Genomic DNA, 12,987 nt, shown 5'->3' with positions numbered 1-12,987 from the left:
CTGGGTGGCCGGCTACGGAATGTTTCGTAGTTGGCGAGCAAATTCGCATCCGAAAATTCGGTCTTGCCGTGCGGGCCCCTCACCCTACCCTCTCCCCTAGGGGAGAGGGGAAGAGACCACGGAGGGTGCCGCCTTCCCTTCTCCCCCGCGGGGAGAAGGTGGCCCGAAGGGTCGGATGAGGGGGGCGCTGGAGCTGGTGTTGGCCACTTTTCTGCGACACAATGACATTGCTGCATCCCCTGGTTAGGATATCAATTCAGCCCGACGCTGTTACTCGATTGGCCAGTATTCTGGATACTGTTGGAAGAAGGATTGCGGTTTCGCGTTTCCGTCGCGATCTCTCCAACCCCACTCGATTTCCTTTGCCACGAATCCTATCGAGATATTCTGCGTCGGATCTCCACGAACATCAGCCTCAATCTCCCCGACACATCCCCAGCAGTCACCTCCGCAATCGCCGGAAAGCGGGTCTCCCTTAACATCGAGAATTCGGTCACACAGTCCGCAGCGTCCAGTCATACCAGTCGAATTCCGTTCTTGGTGTCCACTTGACCATAATGAAGGGATACATAGTCGCCAACCATAGCCAAGACCAAGTCCTGAACTACTTTCTCCGCATCCCAACGCGGAGGATCAAACGTGGCGATCTACGATGAAAAGACCGACGACGAAAAGGCCCGCTGGTATTCCAACGGCGCAAGCTTTTATGTCGAAGGCCGCCCGCACTATCCCGGCGTCCTGATAGCAGCGGCGGCAGCCGTCGCGGAATGGCGACAAGACAGCCGTGTCCTCGAAATCGGCAGCGGCCCCGGCACGGCGACGCAGGACTTTGCCGCCTTGGGCGGCAGATTTACCTGTGTCGAGCCGAACGCCGACTTCGTCACTATTGCCCGTGACGTTCTTGCCCCTTTCCCGGACATCACCTTCCAGACCAGCACGCTGGAACAGGCCGATCTCTCCGCCCCTTTCGATATCATTCTCGCGGCATCCTCGTTTCACTGGATCGATCAGAAACGCGGTGTCCAGCGTATCGAGGAATTGCTCGCGCCGAATGGATTTGTCGTGCTGCTGTGGAACAAGGAACCCCAGCCCACCGCGCAGCGGGCCGAGGCGGTTGAGGAGGCATTCCAGCGCTCCGGCTATCCGCAACCGATCGAGAGGCAGTCCCGAGACGAGATCGCCCAGGTGTTTTGGGGACTTTCCAAGTCGCTACAGACGGCAGCCTTTACCGAGAGGCTCTTCTGCCATGTCGAGGTCGCTGACGACTACAGCATCGAGCGTTTCGTCGCCCTTCATCGCAGCCTTTCGCCTTTCCTGGCTTTGCCGCCGGAAAAGCAGACAGACGTAGCCAAAGCGCTGATCGAAAACCTCAGCGCCTTGGTCGGCCCGACGATCCGGACAACCCGCATATCCGCGGCCCACATCTTTCAGCGGTCGGAGCGACGGTAGAAAGCGTCGCCCAATAGCCTGATATGGCGGAGCGGTTGGCGGCAGAAAGGCTATCGGCCGATAGTGGTCGTGCTTGTATCAGACAGCGTCAGCCGCCGACGGCATCGCTCACGCATTTCTTGGTGTAGGCGGTCTTCGCGGCACCGGCCAGCGCCTTGCCGTTCTTGTCCTTGGCGGACATGTCGCAAGCGGCGGCTGCATCCTTCTGGCACTTATTCATCGACGACGTCAGCGCAGCACCTGCCAGTGGCTTGCCGTTCTTGTCGATAGCCTTGGAAGCGCATGTATCGGCGGCATGCGCCGTTGCGGCCGACAGGATCAAGGCTGCTGCAATGAGAACCGTTTTCATCGTCTATTCCTCCCACAATTTGCCGTTATCAGCATCGAAAACGCTACCTGATGTTGAACATCATGAGCAGCTATCTAGCGGAATCTTATAGGCTATTTTGGGGCACTTGTACAATGAGGATCACGCCGGCAGCACCGCGATTTAGCCGTCCGTTTCATCCGTCTTCGGCGCGGCGCTGAAGAGGTTTTTCAAGGCACTGGTCTTGGTCTTCTGCGCCTTGCTGAGCTTCAGCGCGCGGTTGGCGGCCTTGGCTTGCTCCAGCATCATCTCGATCTGAATCTGCTGGATTTCGGTGAGCCGCTCCCACTGCCGGTTCAGAAGATGATCCACCTTTTCGTGCAGGTGGCGGATTTCCAGTTCGGCCTTGAGGTTGACCTTGTAGTCGTTGAGCGCACGCAGGCGATCCTTCGATTCCTGGCGTCGCTGGCTCATCATGATGATCGGCGCCTGCAAGGCGGCGATAGTCGAGAGGATGAGGTTGAGCAGGATGAAGGGATAGGCGTCGAAGGCCTGCCGCTCGCCCATCAAGAGATTGATGCCCATCCAGACGGCCAGGAAAAGGCAGAAGGAGATGATGAACGTCCAGCTGCCGCCGAAGGTAGCGACGACATCGGCCACGCGGTCGCCGATCGAGCGGTGCTCCTCGTAGTCCTCTTCGATGTTTTCAGCCAACGTATCGTGGCTGCGAAGGCTCTCAACGACCTCGTCCTCGAGGTTGGAAAGCTCGCCGCGTTCGTCGCGCAACAATTCGGCGATGTACTGGCCGCGATAATCGTCGACGACCTTGCGATTGATATAGTCGTCCGAGTGCAGCCCCGGATGCTTCTGCCGCATGAACTCGGCCAGCGCCGGGCGCAGATCGTCGAAGTGGATGGCGTCTTTCTTCTTGAGCGCAGCGCCGGTGATCGCATCGACAAGACGCACGGACTTCGCCTTGGCCCGCTCCAGACTATCGCTATAGTCCTTCATCTCGACGGTGGCGGCCTCGCCGTGCCCGGCATCGAAATCCACGATCCCGCCCGCGAACTCAAGCGACTTTTCTTCTGCCATCCGACGATCCTCTGTGCCGATTCCTGCGCTCTAAACATCAAATCGAACAGGATTGTGACATTGCTTGGCGATCCGGGCGAGGCGATTTGTGGGCATGATGCGAAAGACCGGCGGCACTCACGTCGCGACAACGCAAGCGCCTGCTAAACCAACTCCATGGCTTACTTTCGCCCGTGCCGATTAACGGCATCAAAAGCTTTCCGCCCTAGCCTAGAGCCATGACTTCGAGTGGATTTCGAAATAGCCTTCCGGCGGCCCTTCTGTTCCTGGTGATGCTGCTGCAATTCAGCGCCGCACCGGCTGCGCCGGCGGATTCTTTCGAGATACGCAGCTCGTGTTGGGCCTCGGCCAGCTTGTCGGAAGACGTCATCGCGATCGCCAAGAGCGAGGATCGATGGTCCTGTGGCGATCAAACCCGCTCCATCGATGCCGAACGCGTGCTGCTTCGCTTCGATATCAAAGCCGGTGAACCTCTTCCCCACTATCTGCTCTCCAGGCGCGCGGCACTTCAGGCGATCCATCTGCTTGCCATCGATCGCGATGGCGCGATCCGCCAGAACACCATTCCCGCCGCAGCCCTCCAAAGCTCGATGGCCGGCGGTTACTTCAAGGCGCCCCTGCCCGAGGTGACCAGCGAAACGCGGCAGGTGATCGCCGCGATCGACCTCCCAAGCCATCGGATGACGCTGGAGCGCGCCTATCTGGCGCCAACGGACGCCGCCGGCGGCATCGGCGACATGCGATTGATGCTTGTGCTGGCAGGCCTTGCCGGCATGCTCGTCATGCCCCTGATCTTCAATGCAGCCTTCTACCGGGCGCTGCGCGAACCCTTCGTCCTCTGGCACTCGGCGCTGACATTCTCGCTGCTGATGACCATTCTGGTAACGTCAGGCTTGGCAGTCATGCTCTTCGATCCGCCGGCCATGACCCTGAGCTGGATGACGACGGTGATCTTCGGCATGACCATCGCGTCGGGAGCGATGTTCACCTATAGCTTCGTCGAGCCCGGCCTGATGCATCCGCTGCTGCGCCGCGTACTCCCCTGTTGCGCGGCATGGGCGATAGCGCTGAGCATCCTTCACGCCGCCTTCCCCTTCGTCGCCCGCCCCATCCAGTCGAGCGCTTACACGGCCGCCTTCGCGCCGATCCTTGCCGTCTTCATCCTGTCGATGATCGATGCGCTGAGACGCGGAAGCCGCGCCGCGCGGTTTCAGGCGTTCGGTTACGCGCCGATGGTCGTTGTCGGCCTCACCCGCCTGGTGACCGGTATCGTGCCATGGCTGCACAGCACCGACGCCACGCTGCTCTTCTATATCGGCTGCATGTGCGAGGTCGTGTTCACGACACTCGGCGTGGCCGAACGCTTCGTCACCATGAAACGCGAGCGCGACGGCGCCCGCAACGAAGCCGAACTGCTCGAACGTCTGTCCGAAACGGACCCGCTGACGGGATTGCTGAACCGCCGGGCAATCGAGCTGCAATTCGAGCAGCTTCGAACAGAAGGATTCCTGGCCCTTGCCGTTATCGACATCGATCATTTCAAGGCGATCAACGATGTCAGCGGCCACAGCGTTGGTGACGAGGTGTTGAAGGCGGTGGCCAATGCGCTCCAGTCCGGCACGAGCGTCCGCGCCTATCGCCTCGGCGGCGAGGAATTCGTGCTTCTCCTGCGCGGCGACGACGCCGACACCCAGGCCGAGCTCCGCCGCCAGGCCATTCCCGCCATCGTCGCCCGCACGGTGCCCGGCCTCAAACGGCCGGTAACGGCAAGCATGGGCGTGACTGGCATCGTTGGCGATGAGGATTTCGCCACCCTCTACGAACGGGCCGACAAGCTGCTCTACGAAGCCAAGAGCGCCGGCCGCAATCGAACCCGGGGCGTGATCAACAAGATGCCGGCGCTGATATCCTGTCCCGATGACCGGGCGAAGATCGCCTAAGGCGGACCAAAATATCAGGTCACAAACGGCATGATGTCGACGCCGTCTCCGGGAAAGACGGTAATGTGGGGATGATCGAGGAAAAGCCGTGCCGCGGCCTCGGCATTCTCCGCCTCGACGACAAGATAGCCGCAGAGCGCATTGGAAGCCTCGGCGATACCATCCTTATTGACCCGCGTCGTCTTCCCCACCATGCCTCCGCGATCGACGATAGCAGCAGCATTCCGCTCCTCCCAGGCCATCCACTGCGGCACACCTTCGGCATCGATGGCGTCTTGCTCGGCTTTCGGAAGACGCCGGAAAGCGTCGAAGTCCTCGTGTTTCATGGTGTAGACGGCAAGAAATCGGGGCATGGGGCACCTCTGTGATGACGCGTCGTGTGCTGAAACATAGCACACGGCTGTGAGGTGCCTAAAGAGAGGTTTTGCCGTGGGATACCCCCCTCTGCCCTGCCGGGCATCTCCCCCACAAGTGGGGAGATTGGCTGGGAGCACCCGCTCGCTCCACTCTCATTGTTTGGCTGAGAGCAGGCTACGAGTCGATCTCCCCCCTTGTGGGGGAGATGTCCGGCAGGACAGAGGGGGGCGCCACACGGCACAGCGTCCAATCTCCTGCGCCCCACCCAAAGCAACCTAGCGCAACCGCTCCACCAACCGCCCGATCGACATCGCATCCGCATTGGCAAACGCCAACCGCAGATACCGCTCCTGCCCCACCCCGAAATAGCTCCCCGGCAGACAAACCACGCCAGCCTCCTTGGCCAGCCGCTCGGCAACCGCAGACGAACTCACATCCGCAAACGGATGCCGGATAAACGCGAAATACGCGCCAAGCGCACCGATCTCCCAGCCTGGCAGCTCAGCCATCACCTCTCGCAGCGCATCCGCCCGCCGGGCAATCTCCAGCCGGTTCGCAGCCCGCCAGTCAGCCAGAACGGGCATAGCCTCGGCAACCGCCACCTGCGCGGCGCGCGGCGCGCAGATCTGCATATTGTCCATCACCTTGACGATCTCGGAGATGACACCCTCACCGGCCGTGATCGCGCCCAGCCGGTGACCGGGAATGCAGAAGGATTTGGAGAAGCTGTAGAGTAGGATCAGCGTCTCCTCCCAGCCGGGGATAGCAAGCAGCGGATGCGGCGCGCCATACCCCTCCGGCAGGAAGTCGCGGTAGGTCTCGTCGACGATCAGCCACGCCCCATGGGTGCGGCAGAGGTCGAACAGCGCGCGCAAGAGCTCCGGCGGATAGATCGCGCCCGTCGGATTGTTTGGCGTCACGATCGCCAGCGCCTTGGCGCCCGAGGCGAGCGCCTTCTCGGCCGAAGCGATATCGGGCAGGAAGCCGTTATCGGCATCGCATTCGACCAGCACCCTGTTGATGCCAAGCATCGACAGCGTGGTTTCCTGGTTGAAATAGAAGGGATTGGTCAGCGCCACGCTGTCTCCGGCACCCGCGAGCGCGATGGCCGCCGCCATGAAAGCCTGGTTGCAGCCGGCGGTGATCTGGACGTTACGGGCAGCGACCGGCGCACGGTAGACGTCGGACATCTGCCGGGCATAGGCCTCGCGCAACACGCCCTCACCCTCGATCGGCCCGTAGCCTGTCGTGGCGGGCGATGATGCAGCCTCACCCAGCAGCCGCAGCATCTCGGGATGCGCCGGATAGCCCGGCACCGCCTGCGAGAGATCGACCAGCGGCCCCTTGGCTCCATTATATTCGCGTGCCCATGCGAGCACCGAGGGGATGGGTGGCGGAGACAGACGGGAAACGAGGCGATTGGCTTCAGCGGCGGGCATGGAGGCTCTCAAATCGATGATGGAAACCATCACTCCTGCACAGAACACCCCGCCTCGGCAACACGCATTCACAGGGCGCGCCGAAGCGCGCCATCAGGAGCCGCAGCAGGCCTTCAGCTTAGAGAGCTTGGCCACCTCGATATGCCGGTTGGCGACGATGGAAATGACGCCTTCGCTCTTCAGCTTCGACATTTGCCGCGACACCGTCTCGATCGTCAGCCCAAGAAAATCGGCGATGTCGGCGCGCGACAGCGGCAGGTCGAAACGGCGGTTCTCGCCGGTCGCCTCGGGATCCAGATGCGTCGCGATCAGAAACAGGAAGCTCGCCACCTTCTCCGCCGCCGTCTTGCGCCCCAGCGTCACCATCCAGTCGCGCGCCTCGTCGAGCTCGCGCATCGTCTGCTCCATCAACCTCTCGGCAACAGCCGGCGTGCTCTTCACCAGGCGCTCCATGGCGGCCTTCGGAACACGGCAAAGATGCACATCGGACGCGGCCTCGGCCGAGACACCATTTTCGTTGGCATGCAACCTGCCGAGGAAGTCGGGGGCGAACTGCAGGCCGACGATCTGCTGGCGTCCGTCCTCAAGAGTCTTCGTCAATTTCACCACACCGCTGATGACGGTGGCGTAGGATTCGACGGGCATCTTTTCACCGGCCAGCTCGTCACCGGCGTGATGCGTCACCAGCCGCGTATGAGCGGACAGAGACATAAGTTCGTCGCCCGTCAGCGCGCCGCACATACCCTTGTGGCGGACCTCGCAGCTTACGCAACGTATTGGAATATTAGAATTATGTATATCTTTTCGCATACAACCAGCTCCGCCGGAAGCATAGCCAAGGCTGTCGTCGGAGAACAGCGTTTTCTTGATCGAGATCAAGGCATTCATCGAAAACCCCCATTATTTCCGTCCTCGAAAGGACACGCTCATGAACGCCGATCTCATCGCCCGCTACTCTGCCCCCGTACCCCGCTACACCAGTTATCCGACCGCGCCGCACTTCCACGAGGGCGTCGGCGAGGCGGATTACCGGCAGTGGCTCGAAGCAAATTCACAAGGCGCACTATCGCTTTACGTGCATATTCCGTTCTGCGACCGGCTCTGTTTCTACTGCGGTTGCCATACCAAGCAGGTGCGCCGCTACGACCCCATCGCGACCTACCTGGAAGCCTTGAATAGCGAGATCGCGCTCGTTGCAAAATATCTCCCGCTACGACGAAAGGTCGCAGCCACCCATTTCGGCGGCGGTTCGCCGACGATCGTCAGCCCCGACGACCTCCGCCGTCTGCGCGTAACACTTGATGAAAACTTCGACATTGGTCCCGATTGCGAGATCAGCGTCGAAATCGACCCGACTCATGTCGATGCCGAGAAGCTGAGGGCGTGGCGCGATTTCGGCATGACGCGGGCAAGCGTCGGCGTGCAGGATTTCGAGCCGATCGTCCAGACCGCGATCAACCGACCGCAGAGCTTCGAGCAGACGGCCATGGTCGTGAAGACCTTGCGCGAACTCGGCATCGGTTCGATCAATCTCGACATCGTCTACGGCCTGCCGCATCAGGATCGCGACATGTTGCTGCGCACGATCGACCTGTCGCTGTCGATGCAGCCGGATCGCATCGCCATGTTCGGCTATGCCCACGTCCCTTGGGTCAAGAAGCACCAGTCGGTGATCGATACCGCAACCCTTGCCGGCCCCGCAGACCGTTTCGCAATGGCCGCAGCCGGCGCTAGCGCCATACTTGGCGCCGGATATGATGCCGTCGGCATCGACCACTTCGCGAAGCCCGATGACAGCATGGCCCGCCAGCTGCGCGACGGCGCACTGAGGCGCAACTTCCAGGGCTACACGACCGACGGCGCCGATACGCTGATCGGCCTCGGCGCCTCCTCGATCGGCAAGCTGCCTGAGGGCTATGTCCAGGCCATCGTCGCGACGGGACAATATTGCCGCGCGATCTCGGAAGGCCGCCTTCCCGTGGCCCGGGGTTTCGCGCTCTCGGATGCCGACCGCGCCAGCGCGCAGGCGATCGAGGAGCTGATGTGCCAGTACGCCTTCTCGGTCACCGAGTTGCGCGCCCGCTTCGGCAAGGCCGCCGACGACGCCTGCGACGACGCCCTGCATGCGAGCTTCAACGAGGATGGCTTCGTCTCTTTCGATGGCGACCGGTTCGCAATCACGGACGAAGGCCGCCCCTTCGTGCGCACCATTGCCGCCAAGTTCGATCGCTACCTCGCGCAGGGCAAGGCCAAACATTCCTCCGCCATTTGATCTGAATCAATAAACCCGGGCGAAAAGCTGACTATCGTCAAGTCCCGCGCCAATCACAGCAGCCCCGGCTTGCCGATTGTCAGCCACGCACTGCGCGCTGTGATTTCAGAAATTTCTGAAATCACAGTCATAACGGAAACCTGACCATGAACCTTGCGCCGCTCGTCCAATCCTTCGTCCTGCACTTCGGTGAGATGGGCTCGCGCTGGGGCATCAACCGGACGGTGAGCCAGATCTACGCGCTGCTCTACGTCTCCCCGCAGCCGCTCTGCGCCGAGGAGATCGCCGACGCGCTCGGCATCTCGCGCTCCAACGTCTCGATGAGCCTGCGCGAGCTGCAGACCTGGAACCTCGTGCTGCTTAGGCACCGGCCGGACGACCGCCGCGACTTCTTCACCACGCCCGACGATGTCTGGCTGATCCTGCGCACGCTGGCAGAAGAGCGCAAGAAGCGCGAGGTCGATCCGACGCTCTCCGTGCTGCGCGAAATCCTCATGCAGCGGCCGGCGAGCGAGGCCGAGCGCCATGCCCAGGAACGCATGAGCGAAATGCATGCGCTGATTGAACAGCTGACACATTGGTATGACGATGTGAAACAACTTGAAACAGAAAGGCTTGCAACGCTACTCTCGCTAGGCGCGAAAGTGACGAAGCTGCTCGAGGCCAAGGACCGGGTCATCTCGCTCGGCCGTGGCCGCCGTCCCAATCCTGCGAACAAGAGTTAGCGCCATGACCAGTGCCTTTCTCGATGCCAAGCAAGATAAGGCCCGCGACGGACGGCGCAAGCGCGCCCGCCAGCCGTCTGGCCTGCGCAACGCGGCACTGGTCCAGACACTCGCCGCCCTCCTCTGGATCCCGCAGGCCGGCCTGCTATCCGTCGAGGTCGGCCGCATCGCCAATGGCGGCGGGGTCGAGGCCGTCATCTGGCCGGCGATCGTCATCGCCTTGCTCGGCGTCTTAAAAAGCTGTCTCGAAGCGGCAGGAGGCCGCCTCGCCTTTCGCGCCGCCCGCGCCGAACTCACCCTGCGGCGCGCCCGCACCGTCGAGGCCCTTGCGCGCCGGTCGCCGGTCGACAGCACCCGCCACACCTCGGGAGAGGCCGCCAGCATCGTCGGCGAACAGGCCGAACTCATCGTCCCCTATCTCGCACGCTTCCAGCCGGCCCGCTTCAAGGCCAGCGCCGTGCCTCTGGTCATCCTCGCCTGCGTCTTCCCGATCTCCTGGATCGCCGCTCTCGTGTTGCTCTTCGCCATGCCCCTCATCCCAGTCTTCATGGCGCTGATCGGCTGGCGCGCGCAGGCCGCCAGCGAAAAACAGCTGGCAGCGACCGGCGGCCTCAACGGCTTCCTGCTCGATCGCCTGCGCGGCCTTGCCACCATCCGCGCGCTTGATGCCGTCGATGCCACGGCAACGCGCCTTCGCGCCGATGCCGAGGACCTGAAGACCCGCACCATGGCCGTACTGCGCATCGCCTTCCTCTCGTCGGCGGTTYTCGAACTCTTCGCTGCGCTCGGCGTCGCCATGGTCGCCGTCTATGTCGGCTTCTCGCTGCTCGGCGAGATCCGCTTCGGCGCCGGGACAAATGGCCTCGACCTCACATCGGGCCTCTTCGTGCTGCTGCTCGCACCCGCCTTTTTCGAGCCGCTGCGCGAACTCTCGGCCGTCTGGCACGACCGCGCCTCGGGCGAAGCGGCGATGAAAGCCCTCGATGCGCTCAGCGAAGACGGCATGCTGCTACCACAGGGAGAAGCCGCTCGAGGCCCCCTGGCCGCCGACATCCGCTTCGACGCCGTCGCCTTCCGCTATCCCGGCAGCGATACATCAGCCATCGAGCGCTTCGATCTCCATATCCGCGCCGGCGAACATGTCGCACTGCTGGGTCCAAGCGGCTCGGGCAAGTCGACCTTGCTGGCGCTCGCCGCCGGCCTTGCGCCCTGTGAAAGCGGCCGCGTCGTGATCGGCGGGCAACCGGCCGGTCAATCGTCGCGGACGCACATCGCCTGGATCGGCCAGAAGCCGCATATCTTCGCCGGCAGCATCACCCGCAACGTCACGCTCGGCCGCCCGCAAGTCTCCGCGCAACAGGCAGCCGCCGCACTCGACGCCGCCCAACTCGGAAGGCTCGCAAGCGCCTACCGCAAACGTCCGCTCGGCGACGGCGGAGCCGGCCTGTCGGGTGGCGAGGCGCTGCGGCTTGCCATCGCCCGCGCCGCTGTGGCCCCCGAGACGCTGATCGTCCTCGCCGACGAACCGACCGCCCACCTCGACAGCGCAACGGCCGACGACATCACCGAGAGCCTGCTTGCGCTGGCCAAGGGCAAGACCCTGCTCGTCGCCACCCATGACCCCCGCCTCGCCGCCCGCATGGGCAGGACGATCCATCTCGATCCGGAACCCGCACGGGAGGCCGCCGAATGAGCCCGTCGCTGACCGATCTGAAGCCTATCCTCAAGCTCTTCGCCAGGGAGAGGAAACGCGGCCTGCTGCTGGGCGCCGTCATGTCGGCCGCGACTGCTGGTGCCGGCATCGCGCTGCTCGGCCTCTCCGGCTGGTTCATCACGGCAACGGCGATCGCCGGCGCCTCGGCGGCAACCGCCATCACCTTCGATGTCTTCGCGCCTTCGGCAGGCATCCGCCTGCTGGCGATCAGCCGCACCGCCTCGCGCTATGGCGAGCGGCTGACGACACATGACGCAACGCTCGCCGTGCTCGCCGCGCTCCGCGAACGCCTGTTTCGCGGCTGGGCGCAGGCCGGCGCTGCCCGTGATCTCGCAAGACGACCGGCCCGCCTGCTGTTTCGCCTGACCGGCGACATCGATGCGCTCGATTCTCTCTATCTCCGCGTGCTGGTGCCCGCAGGCGTCGCGATCCTTGCCGCCATCGCCACAGGCATCGCGCTCGGCCTGATGCATCCCCTGTTGGGCCTAGCAGCGGCACTGCTCCTCATCGTCGCCGGCCTCGGCATCCCCTTTTGCGCCGGCCGCCTCGCCGCCGCCCATGCCCGGCGCCGCGCCTATGGCATCGAGGCGATGCGGGCCCGTACCATCGACCTCGTCGCCGGCCAGTCGGACCTACTGATGGCCGGCCGGATCGAGGCGCAGACGGCAGCCATAGCCGCCGCCGACCGCTATTCGGTATGCGCCGACGACAGGCTGAACCGCATCGAGAGCGCCGTGACCTTCGCCTTCGGCATCGCCTCGACGCTCCTTCTCAGCGGTGCGCTGCTGGCCGTCGCAGCCCTCGCCGGCGCCGACACCATCACCGCGCCGGTTGCCGCCCTCGGCATCCTGATCGCCTTCGCCGCCGTCGAACCCTTTGGCGCGCTGCGTCGCGGCGCGATGGAACTCGGACGTACGCTGCTGGCGGCAAAGCGCATCGGCCCTCGCCTGGCCAACGAGGCATCCGCACGCCAGCACCCGGCCCCCGCCGCAGGGCTGGCGCTTCAACTCACCGGTGTCAGCGCCGCTTACGATGCAGCCGCAATTTCAGTTCTGGCAGATATCAATCTCACACTGAAACCGGGCGAAAAGCTTGCGCTCATCGGCGCCAGCGGTGCTGGCAAGTCGACACTGCTGGCCCTGCTCGCCGGCGAGATCGAACCGCTCGAAGGCACGGTCGCCAACGACACGGCAACCCTTCTGACCCAGCGCACCGAGCTCTTCCAGGACACGGTCGCAGGCAATCTGCGTCTGGCCTGTCCTGATGCAACGGCAAGCGATCTCAAGGCAGCACTCACCGCCGCCGGCCTGCTCACGGATATCGCCGCCCTGCCCGAAGGCCTCGACACCCGTCTCGGCGAAGGCGGCATGGGTCTCTCGGGCGGCCAGTCGCGCCGCCTGGCGCTCGCCCGCCTCTTCCTGCGCGACACGCCGCTCTGGCTGCTCGACGAGCCGACGGAAGGCCTCGACCGCGCTACCGCGCTCGATGTCATGGCCCGCCTGTCCGAGAGGGCGAACGGACGCTCGCTCGTTATCGCCACCCATATCCGCCGCGAGGCGGAGATCGCTGATGTGATCGCCACGCTCGATGGCGGCCGCATTACCAGCATTTCGCGCCGCGGAGAGACGGCGTTCGAAGAAGCTCTGAATCGGCTAAGACCGGACTGAGCGCGTGCATGACCGCCAGGCAATC

At 63.5% G+C, this 12,987-nt stretch carries 11 protein-coding genes; 6 read left to right on the top strand and 5 right to left on the bottom strand.

From position 1 onward, the window contains the following. The first annotated feature begins 639 nt into the window (after window positions 1-639). Window positions 640-1,449, top strand: a complete 810-nt coding sequence (locus AC1DOG_RS01400) for a class I SAM-dependent methyltransferase (RefSeq protein ID WP_477926538.1) — start codon at window positions 640-642, stop codon at window positions 1,447-1,449. An 88-nt stretch (window positions 1,450-1,537) separates the two neighbouring features. On the opposite strand, the gene AC1DOG_RS01395 is transcribed toward AC1DOG_RS01400, so the two are convergent. Both AC1DOG_RS01395 and AC1DOG_RS01390 read right to left on the bottom strand, forming a co-directional pair. Next, the gene (locus tag AC1DOG_RS01395; protein WP_112982045.1) at window positions 1,538-1,798 is read right to left on the bottom strand and encodes a hypothetical protein; all 261 of its coding nucleotides are present in this window, start codon (window positions 1,796-1,798) and stop codon (window positions 1,538-1,540) included. Between the two features lie 141 nt (window positions 1,799-1,939). After that, entirely contained in the window at window positions 1,940-2,848 is a 909-nt protein-coding gene (locus AC1DOG_RS01390; protein WP_112944355.1) for a DUF1003 domain-containing protein, read from the bottom strand. A 218-nt stretch (window positions 2,849-3,066) separates the two neighbouring features. Between AC1DOG_RS01390 and AC1DOG_RS01385 the strand changes: the two genes are divergently transcribed. After that, complete coding sequence (locus AC1DOG_RS01385) at window positions 3,067-4,788, top strand: sensor domain-containing diguanylate cyclase (RefSeq protein ID WP_477926537.1); 1,722 nt, start codon at window positions 3,067-3,069, stop codon at window positions 4,786-4,788. A gap of 14 nt (window positions 4,789-4,802) precedes the next feature. Here AC1DOG_RS01385 and AC1DOG_RS01380 read toward each other — a convergent pair whose 3' ends face one another. The 3 genes from AC1DOG_RS01380 to AC1DOG_RS01370 all read right to left on the bottom strand — a co-directional run bounded on the left by AC1DOG_RS01380 (window position 4,803) and on the right by AC1DOG_RS01370 (window position 7,325). After that, entirely contained in the window at window positions 4,803-5,141 is a 339-nt protein-coding gene (locus AC1DOG_RS01380; protein ID WP_477926536.1) for a hypothetical protein, read from the bottom strand. Between the two features lie 279 nt (window positions 5,142-5,420). Beyond that, on the bottom strand, window positions 5,421-6,584 hold the full coding sequence (locus tag AC1DOG_RS01375; RefSeq protein WP_477926535.1) for an aminotransferase: 1,164 nt from the start codon (window positions 6,582-6,584) through the stop codon (window positions 5,421-5,423). Window positions 6,585-6,677: 93 nt separating this feature from the next. Next, a complete protein-coding gene (locus tag AC1DOG_RS01370; RefSeq protein ID WP_477926534.1) occupies window positions 6,678-7,325 on the bottom strand; it encodes a Crp/Fnr family transcriptional regulator in 648 nt (215 codons plus the stop codon). 187 nt (window positions 7,326-7,512) lie between these two features. On the opposite strand from AC1DOG_RS01370, the gene hemN reads away from it, so the two are divergent. The 4 genes from hemN (at window position 7,513) to cydC (ending at window position 12,962) form a co-directional block, all read left to right on the top strand. After that, window positions 7,513-8,856: an oxygen-independent coproporphyrinogen III oxidase gene (hemN, locus tag AC1DOG_RS01365; RefSeq protein WP_477926533.1), complete on the top strand. Its 1,344-nt coding sequence runs from the start codon at window positions 7,513-7,515 to the stop codon at window positions 8,854-8,856. A 146-nt stretch (window positions 8,857-9,002) separates the two neighbouring features. Then, window positions 9,003-9,581, top strand: coding sequence for a GbsR/MarR family transcriptional regulator (locus tag AC1DOG_RS01360; RefSeq protein ID WP_047506429.1), 579 nt, complete (start codon window positions 9,003-9,005; stop codon window positions 9,579-9,581). Between the two features lie 4 nt (window positions 9,582-9,585). Then, entirely contained in the window at window positions 9,586-11,274 is a 1,689-nt protein-coding gene (gene cydD / locus AC1DOG_RS01355) for a thiol reductant ABC exporter subunit CydD (RefSeq protein ID WP_477926532.1), read from the top strand. Continuing rightward, window positions 11,271-12,962, top strand: coding sequence for a thiol reductant ABC exporter subunit CydC (cydC, locus tag AC1DOG_RS01350; RefSeq protein ID WP_477926531.1), 1,692 nt, complete (start codon window positions 11,271-11,273; stop codon window positions 12,960-12,962). Before cydD ends, cydC begins: the two co-directional genes overlap by 4 nt. The last annotated feature ends 25 nt before the right edge of the window (window positions 12,963-12,987 follow it).

This window comes from Rhizobium sp. 01N48 (assembly GCF_056399145.1).
This window is presented reverse-complemented; position numbering and strand designations above follow the sequence as displayed.

Coding starts and splice junctions, on each gene's coding strand:
- AC1DOG_RS01370 (WP_477926534.1), bottom strand. CDS start 7,325: ATGTGCGGCGCGCTGACGGGCGACGAACTTATGTCTCTGTCCGCTCAT.
- AC1DOG_RS01385 (WP_477926537.1), top strand. CDS start 3,067: ATGACTTCGAGTGGATTTCGAAATAGCCTTCCGGCGGCCCTTCTGTTC.
- cydC (WP_477926531.1), top strand. CDS start 11,271: ATGAGCCCGTCGCTGACCGATCTGAAGCCTATCCTCAAGCTCTTCGCC.
- AC1DOG_RS01390 (WP_112944355.1), bottom strand. CDS start 2,848: ATGGCAGAAGAAAAGTCGCTTGAGTTCGCGGGCGGGATCGTGGATTTC.
- AC1DOG_RS01375 (WP_477926535.1), bottom strand. CDS start 6,584: ATGCCCGCCGCTGAAGCCAATCGCCTCGTTTCCCGTCTGTCTCCGCCA.
- hemN (WP_477926533.1), top strand. CDS start 7,513: ATGAACGCCGATCTCATCGCCCGCTACTCTGCCCCCGTACCCCGCTAC.
- AC1DOG_RS01380 (WP_477926536.1), bottom strand. CDS start 5,141: ATGCCCCGATTTCTTGCCGTCTACACCATGAAACACGAGGACTTCGAC.
- AC1DOG_RS01360 (WP_047506429.1), top strand. CDS start 9,003: ATGAACCTTGCGCCGCTCGTCCAATCCTTCGTCCTGCACTTCGGTGAG.
- AC1DOG_RS01395 (WP_112982045.1), bottom strand. CDS start 1,798: ATGAAAACGGTTCTCATTGCAGCAGCCTTGATCCTGTCGGCCGCAACG.